This window comes from Sodalis sp. dw_96 (assembly GCF_018449575.1).
Lineage (GTDB): Bacteria > Pseudomonadota > Gammaproteobacteria > Enterobacterales > Enterobacteriaceae > Acerihabitans.
Map to the genome: position 1 here is coordinate 49492 of NZ_JAAVUT010000006.1, position 23455 is coordinate 72946.

Sequence of the window (23455 nt, forward strand, 5' to 3'; positions counted from 1 at the left end):
ACTTGAGAGGGGGCCTGTCACGGCCCCTTTTTAGCTAAGAGAATCCAAGGTTAACTCTATGAAAGCATTACATTTCGGAGCAGGTAATATCGGTCGCGGATTCATCGGCAAGCTATTGGCCGATGCCGGGATTGAAGTGGTCTTCGCCGATGTCAATCAAGTTGTGTTGGATGCGCTGAATGCGCGTCACGAATATGAAGTCCATGTCGTGGGTGAGCAGTCGCGGGTTGAGACAGTGCGCAATGTCAGCGCGGTCCACAGCGGCAGCCCGGAGGTGGCGGCGCTGATCGCCACGGTGGATTTGGTTACCACCGCCATAGGCCCGCAGATTCTTGAGCGCATTGCCGCCGGCGTTGCGCAGGGGCTGATACAGCGCCATGACGCGGGCAACACCCGTCCGCTGAATATCATCGCCTGTGAAAACATGGTGCGCGGCACCAGCCAGTTGAAACAGCATGTGCTTAACGCCTTGCCGGAACAGTACCATCAATGGGTCGGACAACATGTGGGTTTTGTCGACTCGGCGGTGGATCGCATCGTCCCGCCGGCACAGGCCGGTAACCAGGATCCGCTGGCGGTCACGGTTGAAACCTTCAGTGAATGGATTGTGGATAAGACCCAGTTCAAAGGCGAGCCGCCGGCTATTCCCGGCATGGAACTCACCGATAATCTGATGGCGTTTGTGGAACGCAAACTCTTCACCTTGAATACCGGCCATGCCATTACCGCCTATCTGGGGCAGCACTCGGGACACAAAACCATTCGCGACGCGATTCTCGATCCGGCGATTCGGCAAGTGGTGAAGGGTGCCATGGAAGAAAGCGGCGCGGTGCTGATTAACCGCTACGGTTTTGATCCCCAAAAGCATGCCGCTTACATTAATAAAATCCTACAGCGTTTTGAAAATCCCTATCTGCACGATGATGTGGAACGCGTCGGCCGCCAGCCGCTGCGTAAACTCAGTGCCGGCGATCGTTTGATTAAACCGTTGCGCGGTACGCTGGAATACGGCCTTCGTCACGACAACCTGGTGAAAGGTATTGCCGCCGCGATGCATTATCATAGCGAGCAGGATCCCCAAGCACAGGAATGGGCGGCGTTACTGGAAAAATCAGGGCCTGAGGCTGCCTTGGCGCAGGTTTCCGGTCTTGAAAAGGACAGTGAGGTGGTTGAGCAGGTGGTGAATATTTATAACGCCATGCAATGATGATTGAGACCCGGGGATGAGGCCCGCCTCATCCCCGGATTTTACATGGTGTTAGGTGATGACGGAAAATACGCAACTGCATGAAAATCAGGTTCTGGAGCAGCTGAACGCCGGTACGACGGTGAGGGACCTGATGGAAGCGGCGGTGACTTTGTTGGCCGAAGCGGTCAATATTCTGGTGCTTCAAATATTTCGCAAGGATGACTACGCGGTAAAGTATGCCGTGGAACCGCTATTGGTTGGTGCCGGGCCGCTGGGAGAACTGCCGGTGCGTTTGAAGCTGGTGTATGCCCTGGGGGTCATCAGCCGACTGGAGTATGAAGACGCGGAGCTGCTGCTGGCCTTGCATGAAGCCTTGCAGGACGATCCTAAGGAATACCGTTTTACCGATGATGAGATTCTCGGCCCGTTCAGTGAACTGCATTGTGTCGCTGAATTTCCGCCATTGCCGGATTTTTCCCGTGTGCCGGGTGACGATGCGCTGGTAAGGATGCAGCAGCAACGCTACCAGCAAATTGTGCGTTCCACCATGGTGCTCTCCACCACTGAATATCTGGTGCGCATCAGCGCGAAAAAAGCCTTCACGGATAAGCTGCTGTTAAAATAAAAAACCATCCCGCGGGATGGTTTTTTCATTATAAGCCTACAACGCAGCGTTATTTGGCTTCGCCAAAGCGCTTAGTCGCTTCATCCCAATTCACCACGTTCCAGAACGCTTTGATGTAATCAGGACGACGGTTCTGGTATTTCAGGTAATAAGCATGTTCCCACACATCCAGGCCGAGGATCGGATAGCCCGATGCGCCGGAAATCGCTTCACCCATCAGCGGGCTGTCCTGATTGGCGGTAGAGACCACCGCCAGCTTATCGCCTTTTTTCACCAGCCAGGCCCAGCCGGAACCGAAGCGGGTCGCGGCGGCTTTCTCGAAGGTTTCCTTGAAAGCGTCCACGGAACCGAAATCGCGTTCGATGGCGGTTTTCAGCGCGCCCTGTAGGGTGGTACCCAGCTTCAGGCCTTTCCAGAACAGGCTGTGATTAGAGTGGCCGCCGCCGTTGTTACGCAGCGCGGTTTTTTTGTCCGCCGGCAGCTGATCCAGTTTTGTAATCAGTTCGTCTACGGGCAGGTTGGCGAATTCGGGCAGGCTTTCGAGGGCGGCATTGGCATTATTGACATAGGTCTGATGATGTTTGGTGTGATGGATTTCCATCGTTTGTTTGTCGAAATGCGGTTCCAAGGCGTCGTAAGCGTACGGTAAGGATGGCAGTGTATAGCTCATATTTATCTTCTCCATGTTTGTAGTGCGGCACTGGGAATGAATGTTAGTGCCGCGTAAGCAATCCGATCATTATAGTTAATTAAACGTTTATGAAAACGTTTATCAGTCCCTTTTAAAGAACATGTTTAACTTTTGCTATCCAGGATTCGCTCGGGATGGGTATAAATCGTCGCCCGGCCCGGCTTGCTGAAGCCCACCAGGGTCAGTCCGCACCGCTGCGCCACGTCAACCGCCAGGGCGGTGGCGGCCGAGACGGCGAAAAGGATTTCCACCCCGCACATGGCGGATTTTTGGACCATTTCATAGCTGGCCCGGCTGGAGACCAGCACCGCTCCGGGCATGGCCGCGCTCCGGGCGCGGTAGCCGAGCAATTTATCCAGCGCCACGTGACGCCCCACATCCTCACAGCCCAGGGTTAATTCCCCCGCCGGCGTGATCCAGGCCGCCGCGTGGGTGCAGCCGGTGAGCCGGCCGATGGGTTGTACGCTTTTCAACTGCGCCAGCGCCTGGTCCAATCTTTCCAGCGGCCAGGTCTGGCTGAACGGCAGCGGACTGATGGGCTTGGCGATTTCATCCAGCTGTTCGACGCCGCAAACCCCGCAGCCGGTGCGCCCGGCCATGGCGCGGCGATGCTCCTTTAACGCCATAAATCGACGGCTGGACAGCTCGATATGCACTTCCATACCGTTGCAGGCCGGCGCCACATCCATGCCGTAGATGTCGGCGGGAGAGTCGATAATGCCTTCCGACAGGGAAAACCCCAGGGCGAACTGTTCGAGTTCTTTGGGCGTCGCCATCATGACCACATGGGATATACCGTTATACACCAACGCCACCGGCACCTCTTCCGCCAGCCAATCCGGTTCGGCGCGGGAGAGCTGTCCGCGCTGGCGGACCGGGCATTGCCTGAGGCCCGTCATGGCGACGGCATCGGTATCCTGTGGCGAAGAGATTTTATTCACGGCGGTTTACTCGGGTAGCGGGTGAAAAGGCATGCCTCATTATTCTATCCTAAGGGCACCGATGCAAAATAATCGAAAGTGCGTTATTTGGGGATGCGGAGGCAAAATAGTTAACAGTGCGGAATCTATGGTCTCGGATACAGAATATCCCACAGTGCGTTATTGACGAAAGCGGTCCAGGAAGCCGGGCTGGGACGCAACCTCCTTTGCCATATCGATAAACGCCCGCAGTTTCGGCTGCGTTTGCGAACGCTGGGGAAAATAGAGGAATACCCCGCTATCGGCGGGAATATATTCCCGCAACACGCTTTCCAGCCGTCCGGCGGCAATGTGATGGCGGACCTCGTAGTCGCTGACAAAGGCCAGTCCCAGGCCTTTAAGGGCAAACTCGATCAGCAGATTCCGGTCGTTCACGATAATTCCCCCTTTCGCATCCACCACAAAATCCCGCCGGCCGCTGCGAAACGCCCACCGATGCATGGCCCGGGACGTGACGAACCGATAACGAATAGCCTCATGGCTCACCAGGTCTTCCGGGATTACCGGACGTCCCGCCCGGGTGAAATACGCCGGCGTCGCCACCACCGACCAGGTGATTTCAGGGGTCAGGCGAACCGCCGCCATATCTCCCTCCACCGATTCTCCCAACCGAATGCCGGCGTCATATCCTTCGGCAACGATATCCACCAATCCGTCGTCCAGGGAGATATCCAGCATGACCTCCGGGTAGGCTTGCCTGAAGCGGGGAACGATGGCGTTGAACAGATAATCCGCGGTGTTGTTGCGGGGGGCGGTCACCCGCAGGGTTCCCTGCGGCCGATGACGATAATGCTCGAGTGTCTCTATCGCCGCCAGCATATCGGCCACCGCGGGGCGCATTTGCCGGTACAGACTGTCGCCGGCTTCGGTTAGGGCGACCCGGCGGGTGGTTCGTTGGAATAGAACCACGCCGTAACGGCGCTCCAGAACCCTGATGGCTTTACTTACCGCGGTAGGCGTTACCCCCAGGCGCACCGCCGCCTCGGTGAAGCTTTTCAGCTCCGCGACCGCCAAAAAAGGCGTGATTCCGTCCAGTTGATCGTTAAGCATAGGCGCCGATTATAAACCTGGAGTTCAAAGCAGATGTAGCTTACTAGTCTATATCTCAATAATCCATAGGACTAGCATAACCTAAGGTCCTGGAGTACCCCACCACATCCCTGGGTGTACTTTTTTTTTACCCGCATTGACGGAGAAGAATTATGTCGAATTTAAGCTGGTTCATTACCGGAACCTCCAGTGGCTTCGGCCGTGCTTTAACCGAACAATTATTAACCCGCGGCGATCGGGTGTTTGCCACCCTGCGCAAACCTGCCGGGCTGGATGATTTGAAAGGCCGCTATCCGCAGACCCTGGCGGTGGCGCAATTAGACGTGACCGATACCGCCGCTATACGGCGGGTGGTGGAAAGCGCCTTCCACCAGTTCGGTAAAATCGACGTCGTGGTAAACAATGCCGGATTCGGCGTGGCCGGGGCAGCGGAAGAGGCCACCGATGAGCAAATCCGCCGGCAAATCGATACCAATGTTATCGGATCGGTCCAGGTCACCCGGGCCGCATTGCCGTACTTGCGCGCCCAGGGCGGGGGGCGAATCGTGCAGCTGTCTTCCATGGGTGGGCAACTCTCCTTCCCCGGCCTGAGTCTTTACCATCTGAGCAAGTGGGCGATTGAAGGCTTTTATGAAGCGGTCATTCCGGAAATCGCGCCCTTCAATATTCAGGTCACGCTCATTGAACCGGGTGTGGCGCCCACCGGTTTTGGCGGCGAAAACCTATCCCGTACCCCGGTAATGGCGGTGTATGAGCCGACGCCGGTGGGCGATTTCCGTCGCAGCGTTGCGGCGGGCGCCTTTTCCACTACCGGCGATACCGGCAAAATGGTGGCGGCCATGATTGATTCCGTGGCGGTCAATCCCGCGCCGAAACGTCTGGCGCTGGGTAGTGACGCCTTCGACATGATTGGCGCCGCGTTGGTAGGCCGGCTGGCGGACTTGTACAACCAGAAAGCGGTGGCATTATCAACGGATAGGGTTCCCCGGACGGATCCTTTCTAAGCCGGGAACGAGCTTGGACCGGGATGGCGAAAATCTGCCGGGCAAGATTTTTGCCATGGTTTTTAATCTGATATGATTTTAAAAAATGCCGCCGCGCTTGAAAAGTGACTATTCTTTTAAAGTGACTATTTCTAGAGTGACATGCTTTTAAAGTCGGCTTTTTATTTGGCGCGGTTGCATTCTACCGTCCTCTGGGCCGAAGCGAATCATTGAAGAACAGAGAAGGCTATGCCCATGCGCTATACCATCATCACGGCGTTGCTTATGCTGGCGGCAACCATGCTGCCGGTTGCCCGGGGGGCGACCCAAACCCCGGCGTCGCCAACCCCCGATGCGGTCGCCACAGCGCCGGCCATTGCGGTGAAAGAAGATATCAATGTCCCCCTGCTCGACGGCAAAATGACCTTGCGGCTGCCGAAGGATTTTGTTGATCAAAGCCGGAAAGACGCCGCCGGCCAAAATTCAGTAGTGGTCTATTTGTACGTTAACCGATCCCATTCCCAAGTGGTGGGGATCAGTGAAGTTCCCACCGCCGCCGGGGATGCCAACGACACCAGCGACGCTGCCTTTAATAAAATGGCCCAGGGTGCGCTTTCCGGCCTCAAAACCCAATTCAACCATGTGAAAAAAACCGGCCAGACCACGCCCGTGGCGGGCGGGCACAAATTTTTGCGTATCGATACCGAACAGGAGATGAAAGACGAGGCCATGTTGGGCACCATACTGGTTACGCCTTACGGCGGACGGGTGGTGACCCTGCAGATTTTGACGCCGAAAGCCGGGGCCGCGGGCCATGACCCGTTGGTCAGCCATATTTTGGACAGCATCGCGTTCCATTAAGTCGGCGATGGGTCGTCAATAGCCGCGACGGATTTCCCTTTTTCTCCTTGCGTACGCCATACTTAAATCAGGATGGAGGTAACCGGAGGCGAAGATGAAACTGATTGGCAGCTATACCAGCCCTTTCGTGCGGAAAATCTCGGTAATCCTGCTGGAAAAGGGTCTGCCTTTCCAACTGATAACCGCGTCGCCTTGGGAAGAAGACCCCCGGGTGATCGCCGTTAATCCGTTAGGGAAAGTGCCGGTACTGATTACCGGGCACGGAGAGCCTATTTTTGATTCACCGATCATCGCGGAGTATCTGGAACTCTTATGCGCTGAACCGGCTCTGTTGCCGGCGGATCGTCTGCAGGCCCTGCGGGTGCGGCAACTGGAAGCACTGGCGGATGGCGTGACGGATGCCGCGATGGCCATTGTCAGGGAGTGCCAGCGGCAGGCTGACCGGCAAAATGAAGGTTTTATCCTCTGCCAGCGCGAGAAGATTCGCCGGGGGTTGACGGCGCTGGAGCTCTCCGCCCGGGAAGGTAAATGGCTCAATACCCCCTCCCTGTCGCTGGCGGATATCGCCGTGGCCTGTTCGCTGGGGTTTATCAATTTTCGCCGGGTGATGCCGAACTGGTGCGTCGACCGGCCGGTGCTGGTGGAGATGGCCGGTCGGGTTCTGGCCAGAAAAAGTTTTGCCCGCACGGCGCCGCCGGCGGCGGCGGCTTTGTATACCAATGAAATGTTATAAACGGAAATGTGAGACTTATCGTAAAGTGCAAATTCCTTCTCCTCGTCACTCTTTGCGCCACAATCCTGAGCTAACGTTAACGGATAGCGTACAGACCGGCTTATCGCCACGTGTCGAAGTTGTTCGCTGATAACGGCCCTCCAAGGCCGGTAAGGCATCGATCAGGCTATTGAGTGTTAAGGAGAAACCATGGCTCACAATCCCCCCTTAAGCCGGCTGATACCCGGCGAATATGGTTACCCGCTTGAACTGAAACCACGCTACAACAATTTTATCGGCGGTGAATGGGTGGCGCCGGTCAACGGCGAATATTTTGTCAATCTGACGCCGGTAACCGGCCAGCCGCTGTGCGAAATTGCCAGCTCCAGTCCCGGCGATATCGATTTGGCCCTGGATGCGGCTCATAAAGCCAAAGCGGAATGGGGCGGTATGTCGATACAAAACCGCGCCGCCATTCTTCATCGCATCGCCGATCGCATGGAGCAGAACGTTGAATTACTGGCGGCGGTGGAAACCTGGGATAACGGCAAGCCTATCCGCGAAACCAGCGGTGCGGATGTGCCGCTGGCTATCGATCATTTCCGTTATTTCGCCTCGTGTATCCGTGCGCAGGAAGGCGGCATCAGTGAAATTGACGGCGATACCGTCGCATATCATTTTCATGAACCCCTGGGGGTCGTTGCCCAGATTATTCCGTGGAATTTCCCGCTGCTGATGGCCTGCTGGAAAATGGCGCCGGCCCTGGCGGCGGGCAACTGCATCGTGTTGAAGCCGGCTAAATTGACGCCTCTGTCGGTGCTGGTGATGATGGAGCTGATTCAGGATTTGCTGCCGGCCGGGGTCATCAATGTGGTGAACGGCGCAGGCGGTGAAATCGGCGAATACCTCGCCACCTCGAAACGCATCGCCAAGGTGGCGTTTACCGGCTCCACCGAAGTGGGGCAGCAAATCATGAGTTATGCCTCGCGGAATGTGATTCCGGTGACTTTGGAGCTGGGGGGCAAATCGCCGAATATCTTTTTTGCCGATGTAATGGCGAAAGAAGACGCCTTCTTTGATAAAGCCCTGGAGGGATTCGCCCTGTTCGCGTTCAATCAGGGTGAAGTCTGTACCTGTCCAAGCCGGGCGCTGGTGCAGGAATCCATTTACGAACGCTTTATGGAGCGGGCGGTGAAACGGGTCGAGGCAATCCGCAGCGGCAACCCCCTTGATGCCCGTACCATGATGGGGGCGCAGGTTTCATTGGGGCAAATGGATACCATCCTGAATTATATCGCTATCGGTAAAAAAGAGGGGGCGGAAGTCCTGACCGGTGGCCGGCGTAAAGCCATGGACGGGGATCTGGCCGAAGGCTATTACCTTGAACCCACCATTCTGTTTGGTAAAAACAGCATGCGGGTATTCCAGGAGGAAATCTTCGGGCCGGTACTGTCGGTCACCACCTTCAAGGATATGGACGAGGCGCTGGCGCTGGCCAATGATACCGATTACGGGCTGGGTGCCGGCGTATGGAGCCGCGACGGCAATATCGCTTATAAGATGGGCCGCGGGATCCAGGCCGGCCGGGTCTGGACCAATTGCTATCATGCCTATCCCGCCCATGCCGCCTTCGGCGGTTATAAACAATCCGGTATCGGCCGCGAGACCCATAAAATGATGCTGGAGCACTATCAGCAGACCAAATGCCTGCTGGTAAGCTACTCCGATCAGCCTATGGGGCTGTTTTAGCAATAATGAGTAATGTGGGTTGCTGACAAACAGTCTGGGGGCTCAAGAGGTGGGGCAGGATGATAGAGGATCAAACCGTCCGCGCCAGGGATGGCGCGGATCGAGCCTCCATGGACGGCATCTAATGCGCCGCGGTGGGCAATGACGTCAGCGTCGAGGCGCGGTGGCGAATAAAGACCCGCACCAGCACATACCAGCCCAGCACGCTCAGCAGATTGAACAGATTGAATAATCTGCTGCCGCCCTGTTCATAAAGGGCTCTAGCCAGCTCAATGCCCAAGGTATACACCACCATATTCAACATGCCCACCGCCGCCGAGACGGTGCCTTTGCTCATGGAGCTGGAGAAAAGCGTCAGACGATACAGACCGGCATTGGCGATGCCGATACCGAACGCATACAGGCTCAAACCGGCGGTCATCCAGAGATAGGCGTCAGGGGACCACAGGGTCGCCATGGCAGCCAGCGCAAGCCCGCCGATAATCGGCGCGACGCCAAGTTTGATAAGCCTGTCCACGGTACGCCCGCCGCTTAACCGGGCCAAGGTGAGGTTACCGAGAATCAGCGCGCCGAATATCGGCATTTGCAGCATGCCGTATTCCATCGGCGTCAGCCCCTGATCCGCCATTAATATCACCGGCGACTGCGCCAGCCAGGCGAGCAGCGGCAGGCAGGCCAAACCGATGGCCATGGCGCCATAGAGGAATTGGCGGTTGGTCAGTACCCTTTTATAATCCTGCCACAGGCCCGCGGGAGATAACGATTCGCCAATGCGTGAAGCGGTTTCCGGCATCGCGCGCCATAGCCCCGCCAGGGCAATAGCCGCCAGCACGGCGAATAAGATGAACATCATCTGCCAGGAGGCGAACCGGATAATGAGGGAACCGGCCAGCGGGCCCAGCAAAGGTGCTATCAGCGCGACATTGGCCATCAGCGCGGTGATTTTGATGCAAACCGACTCCTCATAAGACTCCTGAATCGTTGCATAACCTACCGCGCCGATAAAACACAGACCAATGCCCTGCAAAAAACGCAGCGCCATAAATTGTTCAATGGTGTTCACCAGCAGGATGCCCAGGCAGGCGGCGATAAAAAACAGCACGCCCGCCAGCATGACCGGACGGCGTCCGCGACGATCCGACAGCGGTCCTAATAGCCATTGCAGCACTATACCGCCGGCCAGATAGGCCGTCATTGAGGTGGGAACCCACTCACGTCCGGCATTAAATGACCCGATCACCGCCATCATACCGGGTTGAATCATGTCGTTGGCGATATAAACCGCAAATTCGAACAGTACGAGGCATAACGGGAACAACAACGCCCGCCGGCCGAGACGGGTGGCAGGGGAAAATGCTTTTTGCATAAACTAACCAATTGTATTTAAACTAAAAAATAAATAATCCCAGCAGCATGAAGGTATCTGGCTGGCTATTTTGCAGACAATTTATGCCATAAGCAACCCTAAGATGGTGTATCAGCACAATCCGGCCGTGGTTTACACCCTTCATCTTTCGAGCTTGCCGCCGTGCTGCAACTCGAAATCTATTGGGTATATATTGTGTAATGTCGCTGAGTTTTATAGCCTATTTTTAATATAACAGGTCAAATGCAATGAATGCCGAACGGGGAAAAGGATGATAACCGAGAACAGTGTAGAAAGATTCCATTGGATTGATAACCTCCGTGCCACGGCCTGTCTTATGGTGATAATGATTCATACCACCTCTTTTTATGTCACCCATGGCCTGAGGGTAGGTGAATATAATTGGTTAATGGCTAATGTGCTGAATTCAGCCTCGCGGGTGTCCGTTCCGCTTTTTTTTATGATTTCCGGGTTTCTTTTTTTTGGTGAGAGGCATGCCGGTAAAAAGCACTTTCTTCGCATCCTATGCTGCGTGCTGTTTTATAGCATTATTTCTCTGATTTATATGCATTTTTTTACGTCAATCAATGCCCCTGAGGCGTTGAGGGGGATGTTTCAGAAGCCGATATTTTTTCATCTGTGGTTTTTTTATGCCTTGATCATCATCTATCTTCTCTCACCTCTTGTTCGTATAAAGCCCGTCTCGGCGGGATGTTTAATCGCGGTTATCCTGCTGTTGGGCGTGCTGGCCAATCCCAATACCGATGCGGTTAATATAGGCAAGGTGAACGTATTGCCGCTCAACCTCTATATCAGCGGTGATGCGTTTTATTATGTTTTGTATGCCATGTTAGGGCGCGCCATCGGCATGATGGACATTCAGTGTAAATTTATTTCCTATGCGATGGCGCTGCTCTTTTTGCTGGCGGTAGCTTTAATAGCCCTAGGCACGAAAAGGCAATTGATCATTAACGGAGAATACGCCGAGACCTATTATGTTTATTGCGGACCCCTGGTGTTTATTGCCGCCGCCAGCCTGTTCATTTTTTTCAAGCAGGTTTTCAACCACCCGCCGGTTCTGCCGTTACGATTGATTTCACACTACTCGCTGGGCATTTATGGTTTCCACGCGTTTTTTATTAATTTTGCCCGTACTCATAACGTCGATAACAAGGCGTTTCCGCTGTTCGATATTCCGGTGCTGTTTGCCGTGACCCTGGGGTGCAGCTTGTTATTGGCGGCGGGATTGGGGAAAATCGATAAACACCGCTGGGTGAGCTGATTTATCCCGCCTCAGGTGTTCCAGCGCAGCTGTGCCCGGCGCAGCTGCCGGCTGGATGAGAACCCGGCGGCCAGAGCCGATTTCTCTATCCCCATGCCCTGTTGCAAGCGCTGCCGCGCCACCGCTAATTTCAACTGCTCGTGGTATTCCCTGACGCTAAGTCCCAAATGCTCGCGGAATAAACGAGTCAGGTGGCGGCTGCTCATAAACACCTGCCGGGCCAAATCTTCCAGCTGCCATTCGGCTTCCGGCTCATGGGCCAGGATATCCTGCGCCCGATGCACCGCCGGATGAAGGTGATTGCGATAGCGCAGCCAGGGGGACAGTTGCGGATCGTCGCCGCCGCGGCGGAAAAAAACCACCATTTCACGGGCGACCGACATCGCCTGCTGCGCACTCACGTACTTACTCACCAGATAAAGGGCCAAATCAATGCCGGCGGTAATGCCGGCGCTGGTGAAGATGCCGCGATCCTCGACATAAATCCGGTTATCTTTCACCAATGCGGCGGGTGCCTGCTGTCGCAGCCGCTCCAGGACGTCATGATGGGTGGTACAGCGATAGCCGTCCAACAATCCTGCCCGGCCGGCCAGCAATGCGCCGGAGCAAACGCAAACCAGCGACCAGCGTCGGGACACAACCTGCTGCCGGTTCGCCTGCAGCCATTGTTGAGCTTCCAGGGCGGGCGCGCTGTCCAACTGGTGTCGGGAATCCGTCACGCCGGGTATCAGCAAGATACTGTCGGCGGGCAAATCCGCCGGTATGGGCGCGATGTGCCCCACCGTCAGACCCACCGATGTCACAGCCTCTTCCCGCGGGCCGATATAATGCAATCTAAAGGCGCCGGATAGGGCCAACACCTCCGCCGGCCCGGTCAGATCCAGCGCCATGGTTTGCGGTAATACCAGAAAATAGACATGGCGCATGTGTGTTCCCTCGGTGGCCGGCGCTAACCTTCCGCGGCTAAATCCGCCAGGCATCCGGATACGTCGCGGATAGCGGCGAAACGATCTATCAATACGGTTTCGGTATGAAATTTAAGCTCGGCGCTGCTGACGGTCCGACCGGCATGGGTCATGGGGAATGTCAGGGTTGCCTCGGTCACGAAGGTGACCCGATACCCCAGATCGGAGGCAACCCGCGTGGTGGTCTCGCAACATTGTTCGGTGCGCAGCCCGGCGATAATGAGATGTTCAACCTGCCGTTCCTGTAGCCAGGCATGTAAACCCGACTCGGTAAGGGCATTATGCACATGTTTATAGACCGTGACATCTGCCGTATGGGTTAAAAAAGGGAGTCGGGTCACTAAACCTGACTCCAGATTGAAAGGCCACTCGCCGTCGTCGTGAAAAATATCCACCAACAGCGCGCCCTGCCGGCGGCAACCCTCTATCAGCGCCGTCAGCGCCTGTTTAAAAGGGGGTAAATCCGCCTCGGACCAAAAGGGACGGTGCAGGAAAGATGCCTGGACATCGATGATCAATAATGCGCTCTGTGCCATTTCCGGACTCCTCTGGTTAACTGTGGAGTCATAGTGCTCCGGGGCCTGGTGAAATGACAGGTCAAAACAGGACATCATTAGGGCGATTTGGGACAGTTTCAGACAAGTCTGTCAGGGCGAGATGATTGATTTAGGGTAAATCCGGTAAGGATGATATGAGCGGAGTTGGGGTAATTCTGGCAAGGTGATATGAGAGAGGCGAAAAAAAGCCTGTCGGGTTCATGTGGGGCAGGCAAAGTAAAGCCCGGTTTGCCCCTGATAGCCGGACGTCGCCGGCCATCAGGGGCGGGGCCCTTCATCAGGTTTAGGTTTCTGTCCAGACTCCCAGAATATAGCCTTCGGGATCTTTGAAATGCAGCCGCTGCCCGCCGGGAAAGGCGAATATAGGCTTAACGATTTCAGCCCCGGCAGCCTGTAGCTTTTTCTGGGTTTCCACGAGATCCTTGGCATAAAAAATCACCAAGGGTCCTCCTGCCGGGGTTATGGCCTCAGTACTGGTAAATCCGCCGGTAATGCGGCCGTCGGAAAATTCGGTATAGGTTGGGCCGTAATCGGTAAAGAGCCAGCCAAACACCGCGCCGTAGAATTTTTTAGCGCGAGGTATGTCGCTGACATTGAATTCAACGTAGTCCACCTGCCCGTTGGCGCCGATCTCTTTCATTGTCGTCTCCTCTGTTGCATTGCCATGCCATAAGTATGGTCCACCGGAGCTCAGTTAGCCGGTCAGTAAAACAAAAAAGCATTTCCTGGCGCTGCAAGCCGTGTTCTTAAGCTGCAAACATATGCATGAGGGCAGATTGATAAAAATTAAGTTAATAACCGTATTATTTAAAATAAAAGTAATTAGTTAGTTGCTTAAGAATATAAATACTTAATGTAGATTGATCATTAACTTTATAATGTTTTATTATCGATAGTCGTCCAACTGCCAGTCCTAGCCTATACTTTTAGCCAACGGCGTTTTTTGGAAGCGTTTTTTTCAAGGTAACAAAAATTTCCCACGAGGTTAGCTGAAATTTGATAGGAGCTACTATGCTGAGCGTCACTGAGGTAGTGGACCGTTTGTCCGCTTGTTTTAAATGTCAATCGGAAGGCAAACCGGCCGCGGACAGCGGGCAAAAAATCAAACCGGCCAACGTGAATAAAGTGGTGAATATTACTATTTCACCTTCTTCCCCCGCCATATCCCCTTCGCCTTCCCAGCATGATGCAGCGGTTAATTCCGATTATAGCGAAATCACCGTGCAGGGTCGCAAATCGACGCGAAATCATTCCGTCAGTTTTGCAAATGAGGTGGTGGTTGATCAGCCTCTACGCCCTGCGCGGCTTCAGCTAAAAAAAGTCACCTGCGTTGTTAATCGAGAAGTCGCGAGACCACAGACGCCTTTGCCGGAAAGGAAGAATAATTTATCGCTGAGTAAAGAATAAATAATTTGAGTATATATTAAATTGGTGATAGCCCAGGCTGATGCCTTTGTCTTAGGGTATTTAATATGATTGAGACGAAGAGCCTGCTAAATTGAGACAAAACAACATACCTAATAGCATCATATAAAACATTATGGTTATAAATATATCGAAATCTTTAATCTAAACTAAATATCCGCCTTGAAGTGGCAGCAATGTCTATTGCACATCCTTTAAGTCAGTGTTAATATAACTTTCAAAGGTAACATATATTTAACAAGTGGCTCCGTGGTCATGAAATCTAAATTATTAATGTGCAAGACGATTGTTATCATTCTCATTTTATAACATCCGTTTGCATGGTAGGGAGCCATTATTGGCATATAAATCAATGGTGAATAATAAATAATGATTAATGAAAAGCATATCATGGTTATAGATAATAAAATAATAGATTAATATTTATTACACCGCTATTAATGAAATTAAAATACTATGTTATAGTAAACAGGAGATTGAGATATGCCACCTTTTTGGGGCAATAAGATTTCTCGTTATCTACCTTTGGTTAATGCGTCGGTTGATAGTAATAATAATTCAAAGTATCTCTCTAACATAAAAAAGGTCTCAAATTGCTGTAACGAATATTATGAATATTCACCAGAAAAAAAAGGTAAAAAAAGAGGTGTAGCACTGCCAATCACGATGGTTCCCATAGCGGGTAGATTGTCGCCACAGTCGTTTAAGCAATTATTTGTCGAACATTGTCTTGGCGATTTTTTTACTTTATATCGAGGGAATAAGAGATATGCTCAAGAAAAATTTTTGGATGAAAAAGGAGTATGGACACAAAATACTATTAAGCTATATGCCTGTTCTAACTATATCGTAAGCCACTATATGGAAATTTGCGCAATTCAACAGGAAGCCAATGCTAAAAAATTTCATAAACATATGAAGAAATTGAGCAATCTTGTGATAGGAGGTGATTTTTACAAAGTCTCCAAATGTTCATATGTTATTGATGAAACTCATGAGGATTATCCGCGCGTTAGGAAGCTTTTAGAAAAAATAGGCGGAGAAATAGTCGAGATTTTTGATAACAGCAATGGCCCGAGCGATCAGGTCATCGGCCTTCTATTGAATAACCACAGTGTTCAGATTGTCAAAAATTCATATGGTAATATCGTTGTAAACCATACACTGGATGCTCAAATAAAAAATGCGCGGAAGATAATTAATGAAAGAAACCATAGGATCAGGCAGAGAAATTCATCCTCAATGTCATATACCGGAGAGCATTTAATCCGCTTGATTGGCATACGGACCCAGAATCAATGCCTGAAAATTGGTGAAAATGGAGGAAGCGGTTTTAATTAGACAATAAATCTAATGTTATCGGTTAAATCTATTTGCGTTTATGACGCCTGAAATTCCATGTGAGCAATCGAGTTATCCTTTTTAAGCAGATTATCAGGAGATGCCATAATGGACGGAGCCGTATCATGTTTAGACATCGTCTTCCCTTGCTGCCGGTTACCACAACAAACCGAGGCAAACAAAAGCGGGGAGGACTTCGCGGGAATAGCGGCAGCCTCTGTGGCTGCTAATAGACCCGTTTTTCCCGCTTTCATGGACAGGCCGACGTTAATCAAGCCGGATTTGAGCCCTTCAATCAAATGTCTGCATTTATTCAACTGTGGGAATTTTGCCGGACCGTTAGATTTTTCCGCACCCTCCCCCCCCATCGCGATTCATCATATTGTGGTTACGTCGCAGATTCCCCATACCCTTACCGCGGCAACCACCATAACCCAGCAGCCCACATTCATGCTATATCCGCTTGTCATGTCCACAGAGAAGGATGCCGTTCCGATTTCGCTGAATCATATATAGAAACAGCCTGTCATTATTCGCCGTAATGCATACCCTCCAGCTTCATGCCGTCGGGATCGAGAAAGAATACGGCATAATAATCATCATAATACTCACCGGCGGGATCGACGATTTCAGCGCCGCTTTGTTCCAGCCAGGTCTGCAACTCATCCACATCCTTACGGCTGTTAAGCGACCAGGCATAGTGATGAAAGCCAACATCGCCTTTTCGATATGGGTGGGCCTTGCCCTGCGGGTCCGCCTGATATATCCAAAAGCGGGTATTGCCATTGCTCCAGCCCATGGCGGCGGGCATTTCATTCATGATCTCAAAACCCAGGAACGCAAATAAACCGCTGTAAAAATTCTTGGAAACCGCAAAGTCACTTACGCTGACCACTAAATGGTCCACTGCCTGTACACGAGACATAGCCTTTACCTCTATTACATGAAAGCGGGACGGCATGGTTTAGTACCGCTATATCACACCGCGTCGTTTGCTCAATAAACCCTACTCGCGTTAAACGTACAGTTTGAGCTTGCCGACAACGTGCCGGGTCGGGATAGCATCCTATCCCGCCTGTTTAAGCGCCGGGACAGCGTGTCAGCAGTTTAGCGATCTAAGTATAGCTTCAGGCCTGTTCGGGGTTATGCCACAGCGTGGTTATCCCTCCCCGATCGCCGGTGATGGGATCGATGGCGGGCAGGGGAACCTTGGCGATACGCCGCCGGACAGCCGCCAGCCTGGCGGGATCATCACGGCATAAATCGGCGCTCATTCCCGGCGGATAAGCCCCTACCACCATGAAATCATTTTCGGACCTAACGGCTTTATGGCCGACTCCGGCCGGGATAAGGACCACATCCCCCGCCGTTAAGGGTATAACCGGTCCGTTTTCCCCGCCAAACTGAACCTGGGCCTGTCCGGCATAGACCCCCAGCAGCTCATGGGTATCGGCATGAAAATGGGTAAATGGATAGATAATATAACGCCATTGGGGGGGCCAGTGATGAGCGGCGAAACGTTGCTCAAGCCATTGAGCCGGATCTTTTGTTGCGGGTGGGATGACATTACGGTAAATGACCAAGGGTAGCGGACTGTTCGGCACGCCCCCCTCCGCCTCGTTTAGGTTCAGGGTTTCTATTGTCACGTCGACGTCTCCTCTATGCATATGACTAACCGCTAAAAAGCCGCGGTCTGCCATTAAGGCCCCGGCTAAACGCAGCGGGCGATTTGACAGTGATTGTTCTGAATAAATGAAACAAGTCATATCAGCATAGTTAATCATTACAATGTCGCGAGTGATTTACAGACCCTGCTCCCAAGGCATAAGCTATCCGACGAATTGTATATGACTGATAACACTGTTTTCTCATTCGTTTTTAACAGGAGTCTTCTTATGAGCAACGCTTTTTTGGACGCTATTACGGCTCGTCGATCGATTTATGCCATCGGAAAAAATGTCAGGCTGTCGGAGGACCAGATCACTACCCTGGTCAAACAGGCAGTGAAACAGAGCCCTTCGTCCTTTAATTCTCAAAGCTCGCGTGTTGTCGTGCTTTTTGGCGCACAGCACGACAATTTATGGAATATCATCAAAGAGACCTTGCGAAAAATTGTTCCCGCCGAGGCTTTTGGCGCCACGGAAAAGAAACTCGCTTCTTTTGCCGCGGGCAAGGGCACGGTACTGTTTTTTGAGGACACACAGGTCATCAATGTTCTGCAAAAGCAGTTCGCGGCCTATGCCGATAACTTTCCCATCTGGTCGGAACACTCCACCGGAATCGCTCAATTTGCCGTTTGGTCGACGCTGGCCCAGGAGCGTATCGGCGCCACCGTACAGCATTACAATCCGTTGATTGATGATGAAGTCAAAAGCACTTGGCGTTTGCCGGACAGCTGGAAGCTGCGGGCGCAAATGCCGTTTGGCTCGATAGAGCAACCGGCGGGAGAAAAAACGTTCATTTCCGACGAAGAACGCTTCCGGGTATTTAAATAGTTAAAGGATGAGAGAGGCCCATCCTTTTAGTAAGGACCGATATGCCGTGGGTATCGGTCTTTTAGCATTGCCGGAAAAAACGATTGTGTTCCCCCAAGAAAATCATAAGCGGCTATAGTTAATGAGCTGCATGGTTAAAAAATGAGCGATCGGGCCGGCATGGGCAACAGCAGATGAGCCTATATCGGGATATAAACGTAGTGAAGCAGAGGAGCATGGCGATGGCCAGGATATTGATAGTGTTTCTATTTTTTGTAGCGATTTGCGCCGGAATTATGGTGGTACAAATGGGCGGTCGCTATCCTTGGATATGATCCCCGCGCGGTAAACAGTGATTCACTTTTCTCTGGTTGACTGAAACGGCCATGACCCGATGTTTTGCACTGGCTAGGTTTGCGCCGGGCTTTGTGCCAACGGAAAAAAGGGCCATTTCAGGATTTCTCAGGCGGGCGGACTTTATGTAAACCCGACCAAAGCTGCAGAGTGTTGATCAATACCATGAGCGCGGTGAAGACAAACACCCAGCGGAACCCCAGTACCGCCGATACGCTGGAACCGATAAGGGGACCCACCACATTGCCCATATACATAAATGACTGGTTATAACCGAAAATCCGTCCGGTCACGCGTTCGCTGGAGTATTTCACCAGCAGAGTCTGTACCGCGGGCATCAGGGCACCGTCCGCAAAACCCAGCAGAAAGCGCAATATTCCCAATTGCAGGGGTGTTTGGACAAACGCCATAATACAAAACAGCAGAATGCTGCCTATCATGGCGGTCATCAGGATACGGCCGGTGCCGATACGATCTCCCAACTGTCCCAGGCGGGGGGCGGCAATGAGCGCGGACACCCCCGGAACGGCGGCAATGGCGCCGCTGATAAACGCCAGGTTGCCGCTGCTGCCGGCGAGATCTTTGATAAACAGGGTCAAGATAGGACTGATGGAGCTGTTGGTCAATTGGATCATCATCGTGGTGATAAACAGGCTGAAGATCAGTGTGGGATAGGGCAGGGACTCGAAAACCGCCTTTCCTTTCAGCATGTTGGCCTTGGTGACCTTGGCGGCATTCTCTTTAATCAAAAACAGCGTTATCAGGAAGCTGACGAACATCAGCAGCGAGGTGACCAGAAACACCGTGCGCAATCCTAGATGATCCGCCATAAACCCCCCCAGCAGCGGGCCGACGATAACGCCGGCCACCTGGCCGGTGGAAAGGGTGCCCAGCGCCCAGCCGCTTTTATCGCGCGGGACCTGTGAGGCCACCAGCGCCATGGCGTTGGGAATATAGCCTGAGGTCAGACCCATCAGGGCGCGGAGCAGGAAGAGTTGATAGACATTCTGCGCAAACCCCTGTAACGCGATAACCACCGCCATGCCTAATGATGCTCGCAGCAGCATCAGTTTGCGTCCTTTGCGGTCCGCCAGGCTTCCCCAGAGGGGGGCTACGACCGACGAAATCAAAAAAGTGGCGCTGAAGACCAGGCCTGACCAGATACTGAGTGCTTCATGGGAATGAACGCCCAACTGTTCAACGTACAGCGGTAAAAATGGGAGAATTTGGCTCATTGCAAGTCCGGTAAAGAAGCAACCTAACCAGACGGAGATAATATTGACCTTCCAGGCTTCCATGTTTATACGCTTTCGTTAATTAATTGATTAATATACCCTAAATAGTTCGAGTTGCAGGAAGGCGGCGACGCAGCGAATCCCCAGGAGCTTACCCAAGTAAGTGACTGGGGTGAGCGAGGAAAGCCAACGCAACTGCAACTTGAAGTATGACGGGTATAGCTTATCCAGCAATAGTAACAGCCAAGCGCGACAAGACTCTATGTCGTTCTATTATAATATGTAGCAAAATTATGGAGCATTGACATCATTAACTGGATCTTGGTAAAGGCCGTTAAGCCGCCATGGCAGGAAAATCAAAAATAATTTGCTATTCTATAGCGCACTATATAAAATAAAACCATGCATTCACAACTTATGGCAACATCCCGATGGCTATGTCAATGTCGCTGGATCAACAGTTCTGCTTTGCCCTTTACTCCGCTAACCTGTCGATGAACAAAGTGTATCGCAAATTATTGGCGAAACTGAACCTCACTTATCCCCAATACCTGGTGATGCTGGTCTTATGGGAACGTGATGAAGTCATGGTGTCGGAAATCGGCGAGCACCTGTTTTTGGATTCCGCCACCCTGACCCCCCTGCTGAAGCGTCTGGAAGCCGCCGGTTTATTGCTGCGGTCGCGTTCCGCCGATGACGAGCGCCAGGTGATTATCCGTTTAACCGATCAGGGCCGGGCGTTGCAGGACGTTGCCAAGTCGGTGCCGGACGACGTGCTGTGCGCCACGGCCTGTAGCGAAGAAAAATTAACCGATTTGAAAAAACAGCTTGAATCCCTGCGCGCGCAGCTGGCGCAGTGGTGACTCTTGTCGCCACCTCTAACGGAACGCCATAACGGAGCCATGGGGATCAACTATAATTAATTGAGCTGGCTGTTTTATATTGCAAACGATTTAATCGTGAGTGAGCGCCCTCCTATAAATGGAGATTACCTCTCGCAACGAAAATCACAACGAAAGCCACAACGAAAGAGGAAAAACCGATGTCTATTGAAAAAGTTATTTATCGTGCAAAAGCCAAGGCTACCGGTGGACGTGATGGCCGAGCAACTTCATCCGACGGCGTACTGGATGTGAAATTAGGCATACCCAAAGAAATGGGCGGTCCCGGCGGGGCATTCACCAACCCCGAACAATTATTTGCCGCCGGCTACTCGGCCTGCTTCCTTGGCGCCCTGAAGCATGTCGCCTCCCAGGAAAAAGTGAAATTACCGGCGGATGCGTTTATCGAAGGCACCGTGGGCATCGGCCCGGTGCCCACCGGCTTTGCCATTGAAGCCCAGCTGGATATCCATTTAGCGGGTATGGATCGTAACGTGGCGGAAGAATTAGTCAAAAAAGCCCATGTGGTGTGCCCCTATTCCAACGCGACTCGCAATAACATTGATGTTAAGCTCAACGTCATTAACTAGTTTTGAATGAGATCGGTCAGGCGCTTTCCCAGACCACCGATAGCGTTTAAAAATAAAACCGCCTGGGGTTCAATGTCTTAGGCGGTTATTTTTTTCCGTTGGTTTAATAATAACGTTGTTAGGCTGCGCATAAAACTTTTTAATGTAAAACGTGTCAAAAAGTATCTATTGTCAGAATTTTTTAAGATTTTGTTAGCGCTGATTAGCCTTCCCGGCTGCATGTACCAAAAGAACTGTAATAACAGCGACTAAAAAAATTATCACAAATGCGCCAGGACTTTCTCATTGATGACTTTTGCAAAACACGTTTCACAGCATAAATTTTCAATATTTCTTGCTGTCTATATCGGATTTTTTCTCAATCTTTCGGTTTTTATTCGCCGTTTTGATTTGTTACATCCAAGCGCTACTCCGGCCAATATGCTGGTCGCTTTAACGGAGATTACCGCCGCGGTACTTTCCACTTTTTTCCTGATGCGGCTTATTTCACTGGGTGGCCGCTACTTTTACCGTACCGTAGCTTCATTATTGCTGCTGATCTCGGTTGCCGCCAGTTATTACATGACTTATTTCAATGTGGTGATCGGTTACGGTATTATCGCGTCGGTAATGACCACCGATATTGATTTATCAAAAGAAGTAGTCGGTTACCATTTTATTATCTGGATGGTAGTGGTCAGCATTATCCCATTGTTTTTCATCTGGAAAAACGCTGTCAGCGGTACGCTTATCCAACAACTGAGGATGCCGGGACATCGTGTCAAACCTCTCGTGGGCATGTTGGTGATTTTTGCCTTGATCTGGCTGCCGGTCCGCTATCAGGAAAAATTGCAAAACCTGCACGAAAAATTAACCAATACCGATCTGCCCAGTTACGGCGGGGTGATTGCGCACTCCTATCTGCCCATTAACTGGATGGCGGCGCTGGGGCTGTTTACCTATACCCAGCTGGATGAGCGTCAGGATAACGCCTCGCTGTTCGATCCCTCCAAACATTTTACCTACATCCCGCCGGCCGGAATTGACGACACTTATGTGATATTTATCATCGGTGAAACCACCCGCTGGGATCATATGGGCATCCTCGGTTATCCGCGAGACACCACGCCCCTGCTGTCGAACGAAAAAAACCTGGTGGCCTTCCGCGGTCGTTCCTGCGATACCTCCACCAAGCTTTCGCTGCGCTGCATGTTCGTCAGGGAGGGCGGCACATCGGATAATCAGCAGCGTACACTAAAAGAACAGAATATTTTCGCCGTTTTGCACTCTCTGGGCTTTACCTCCGAGCTGTTCGCCATGCAAAGCGAGGTGTGGTTTTATAATAATACCGATGCCGATAACTTCTCTTTCCGCGAAATGATTGGCGCTGAAAAACGTAATGACGGTAAAAACGTGGACGATATGCTGTTGGTGAATGAGATGAAGGAGTCGATGAAGCGATATCCTAAAGGAAAGCATCTGATTATATTGCATACCAAAGGTTCCCATTACCTCTATTCACAACGCTATCCCCGCAGCTATGCCCGTTATCAGCCGGAGTGCATCGGCGTCGATCAGGCTTGCAGCAAGGAGCAGTTGATCAATGCCTATGACAACAGCGTGCTGTATACCGATAGCTTTATCGATAGGGTTATCGATCAGGTGCGCGGCAAGAAAGCGCTGGTCTTCTATGCCTCCGACCACGGCGAATCCATTGATACGAACTATCATTTCCACGGTACGCCGCGCGATATGGCACCGCCGGAGCAGTTCCGCGTGCCCATGATGGTCTGGGCATCGGACTCATTTCTGGCCGATCCGACCCATCGGGATGGGTTTGAGCGCCTACAGGCGCAGCAGCGCATCGGCGTTACCCATCGCCATGTGGAGCTTTTCGATACGATTCTTGGTTGCCTGGGGTATACCTCGCCGGACGGCGGTATCAAGGCGGATAATAACTGGTGTCAAAAACCGCAGCCGGAATCGGCGCTGTAGGTCGTGCCATAAATCGTCAAGCCATGAATCGCCCTGACCCAGGGAGTGTTTTAAACGGGGGTTGTTTGCACGACTCAATCCATTAAGGAATCGCGGGTTTTGCTATCTCGGTTAAGCATAGCCTGCATAATGAATGCTTTGTAGGCAATTGGCTTGATTAGTAAAAAAAGG

General features: G+C 52.1%; 24 protein-coding genes. 13 read left to right on the plus strand and 11 right to left on the minus strand.

Features of this window, described 5'->3' with window-relative positions:
* The first annotated feature begins 58 nt into the window (after positions 1 to 58).
* Positions 59 to 1207, plus strand: coding sequence for a mannitol-1-phosphate 5-dehydrogenase (locus HB631_RS11330; protein WP_213991266.1), 1149 nt, complete (start codon positions 59 to 61; stop codon positions 1205 to 1207).
* 58 nt (positions 1208 to 1265) lie between these two features.
* A complete protein-coding gene (locus HB631_RS11335; RefSeq protein ID WP_213991267.1) occupies positions 1266 to 1814 on the plus strand; it encodes an MltR family transcriptional regulator in 549 nt (182 codons plus the stop codon).
* A gap of 49 nt (positions 1815 to 1863) precedes the next feature.
* Here the strand turns inward: HB631_RS11335 and sodA are convergent, their stop codons facing one another.
* From sodA to HB631_RS11350, 3 genes are all read right to left on the minus strand, one after another.
* A complete protein-coding gene (gene sodA, locus HB631_RS11340; RefSeq protein ID WP_213991268.1) occupies positions 1864 to 2484 on the minus strand; it encodes a superoxide dismutase [Mn] in 621 nt (206 codons plus the stop codon).
* Between the two features lie 125 nt (positions 2485 to 2609).
* Complete coding sequence (gene fdhD, locus HB631_RS11345) at positions 2610 to 3446, minus strand: formate dehydrogenase accessory sulfurtransferase FdhD (protein ID WP_213991269.1); 837 nt, start codon at positions 3444 to 3446, stop codon at positions 2610 to 2612.
* 159 nt (positions 3447 to 3605) lie between these two features.
* Positions 3606 to 4535 (minus strand): LysR family transcriptional regulator, encoded by a 930-nt coding sequence (locus HB631_RS11350; RefSeq protein ID WP_213991270.1) that lies wholly within the window; start codon positions 4533 to 4535, stop codon positions 3606 to 3608.
* 152 nt (positions 4536 to 4687) lie between these two features.
* Here HB631_RS11350 and HB631_RS11355 point away from each other — a divergent pair, with 152 nt between their 5' ends.
* From HB631_RS11355 to HB631_RS11370, 4 genes are all read left to right on the plus strand, one after another.
* Positions 4688 to 5539, plus strand: a complete 852-nt coding sequence (locus HB631_RS11355; RefSeq protein ID WP_213991271.1) for an SDR family oxidoreductase — start codon at positions 4688 to 4690, stop codon at positions 5537 to 5539.
* A 234-nt stretch (positions 5540 to 5773) separates the two neighbouring features.
* Positions 5774 to 6379: a hypothetical protein gene (locus HB631_RS11360; RefSeq protein WP_213991272.1), complete on the plus strand. Its 606-nt coding sequence runs from the start codon at positions 5774 to 5776 to the stop codon at positions 6377 to 6379.
* A gap of 94 nt (positions 6380 to 6473) precedes the next feature.
* Positions 6474 to 7112 carry a glutathione S-transferase gene (locus tag HB631_RS11365; protein WP_213991273.1) on the plus strand — a complete coding sequence of 213 codons (639 nt, stop codon included), beginning with the start codon at positions 6474 to 6476 and terminating at the stop codon, positions 7110 to 7112.
* 189 nt (positions 7113 to 7301) lie between these two features.
* Positions 7302 to 8840: an aldehyde dehydrogenase family protein gene (locus HB631_RS11370; protein ID WP_213991274.1), complete on the plus strand. Its 1539-nt coding sequence runs from the start codon at positions 7302 to 7304 to the stop codon at positions 8838 to 8840.
* A gap of 121 nt (positions 8841 to 8961) precedes the next feature.
* On the opposite strand, the gene HB631_RS11375 is transcribed toward HB631_RS11370, so the two are convergent.
* The gene (locus HB631_RS11375; RefSeq protein ID WP_213991275.1) at positions 8962 to 10206 is read right to left on the minus strand and encodes an MFS transporter; all 1245 of its coding nucleotides are present in this window, start codon (positions 10204 to 10206) and stop codon (positions 8962 to 8964) included.
* 271 nt (positions 10207 to 10477) lie between these two features.
* Here HB631_RS11375 and HB631_RS11380 point away from each other — a divergent pair, with 271 nt between their 5' ends.
* Positions 10478 to 11488, plus strand: a complete 1011-nt coding sequence (locus tag HB631_RS11380) for an acyltransferase (RefSeq protein ID WP_213991276.1) — start codon at positions 10478 to 10480, stop codon at positions 11486 to 11488.
* Between the two features lie 11 nt (positions 11489 to 11499).
* Here HB631_RS11380 and HB631_RS11385 read toward each other — a convergent pair whose 3' ends face one another.
* From HB631_RS11385 to HB631_RS11395, 3 genes are all read right to left on the minus strand, one after another.
* Entirely contained in the window at positions 11500 to 12414 is a 915-nt protein-coding gene (locus HB631_RS11385; protein ID WP_213991277.1) for a helix-turn-helix domain-containing protein, read from the minus strand.
* 23 nt (positions 12415 to 12437) lie between these two features.
* A complete protein-coding gene (locus HB631_RS11390) occupies positions 12438 to 12989 on the minus strand; it encodes an isochorismatase family protein (RefSeq protein WP_213991278.1) in 552 nt (183 codons plus the stop codon).
* A gap of 304 nt (positions 12990 to 13293) precedes the next feature.
* Positions 13294 to 13650 (minus strand): VOC family protein, encoded by a 357-nt coding sequence (locus HB631_RS11395; protein WP_213991279.1) that lies wholly within the window; start codon positions 13648 to 13650, stop codon positions 13294 to 13296.
* A 371-nt stretch (positions 13651 to 14021) separates the two neighbouring features.
* Between HB631_RS11395 and HB631_RS11400 the strand changes: the two genes are divergently transcribed.
* Entirely contained in the window at positions 14022 to 14417 is a 396-nt protein-coding gene (locus tag HB631_RS11400) for a hypothetical protein (RefSeq protein WP_213991280.1), read from the plus strand.
* A gap of 501 nt (positions 14418 to 14918) precedes the next feature.
* Positions 14919 to 15776 carry a hypothetical protein gene (locus HB631_RS11405; protein WP_213991281.1) on the plus strand — a complete coding sequence of 286 codons (858 nt, stop codon included), beginning with the start codon at positions 14919 to 14921 and terminating at the stop codon, positions 15774 to 15776.
* A gap of 38 nt (positions 15777 to 15814) precedes the next feature.
* Here HB631_RS11405 and HB631_RS11410 read toward each other — a convergent pair whose 3' ends face one another.
* The 3 genes from HB631_RS11410 to HB631_RS11420 all read right to left on the minus strand — a co-directional run bounded on the left by HB631_RS11410 (position 15815) and on the right by HB631_RS11420 (position 17422).
* A complete protein-coding gene (locus HB631_RS11410; RefSeq protein ID WP_213991282.1) occupies positions 15815 to 16144 on the minus strand; it encodes a hypothetical protein in 330 nt (109 codons plus the stop codon).
* 161 nt (positions 16145 to 16305) lie between these two features.
* Positions 16306 to 16701, minus strand: coding sequence for a VOC family protein (locus HB631_RS11415; protein ID WP_213991283.1), 396 nt, complete (start codon positions 16699 to 16701; stop codon positions 16306 to 16308).
* 202 nt (positions 16702 to 16903) lie between these two features.
* Complete coding sequence (locus tag HB631_RS11420) at positions 16904 to 17422, minus strand: cupin domain-containing protein (RefSeq protein WP_345945708.1); 519 nt, start codon at positions 17420 to 17422, stop codon at positions 16904 to 16906.
* A gap of 249 nt (positions 17423 to 17671) precedes the next feature.
* Between HB631_RS11420 and HB631_RS11425 the strand changes: the two genes are divergently transcribed.
* Positions 17672 to 18271, plus strand: a complete 600-nt coding sequence (locus HB631_RS11425; protein ID WP_213991285.1) for a nitroreductase family protein — start codon at positions 17672 to 17674, stop codon at positions 18269 to 18271.
* Between the two features lie 431 nt (positions 18272 to 18702).
* Here the strand turns inward: HB631_RS11425 and HB631_RS11430 are convergent, their stop codons facing one another.
* A complete protein-coding gene (locus HB631_RS11430) occupies positions 18703 to 19902 on the minus strand; it encodes a multidrug efflux MFS transporter (RefSeq protein WP_213991286.1) in 1200 nt (399 codons plus the stop codon).
* A 368-nt stretch (positions 19903 to 20270) separates the two neighbouring features.
* Here HB631_RS11430 and HB631_RS11435 point away from each other — a divergent pair, with 368 nt between their 5' ends.
* From HB631_RS11435 to eptB, 3 genes are all read left to right on the plus strand, one after another.
* Complete coding sequence (locus HB631_RS11435; protein ID WP_213991287.1) at positions 20271 to 20702, plus strand: MarR family transcriptional regulator; 432 nt, start codon at positions 20271 to 20273, stop codon at positions 20700 to 20702.
* A 179-nt stretch (positions 20703 to 20881) separates the two neighbouring features.
* Positions 20882 to 21310, plus strand: coding sequence for an organic hydroperoxide resistance protein (locus HB631_RS11440; protein ID WP_213991288.1), 429 nt, complete (start codon positions 20882 to 20884; stop codon positions 21308 to 21310).
* A 288-nt stretch (positions 21311 to 21598) separates the two neighbouring features.
* Positions 21599 to 23284 (plus strand): kdo(2)-lipid A phosphoethanolamine 7''-transferase, encoded by a 1686-nt coding sequence (gene eptB / locus HB631_RS11445; protein WP_213991289.1) that lies wholly within the window; start codon positions 21599 to 21601, stop codon positions 23282 to 23284.
* Positions 23285 to 23455 lie beyond the last annotated feature (171 nt).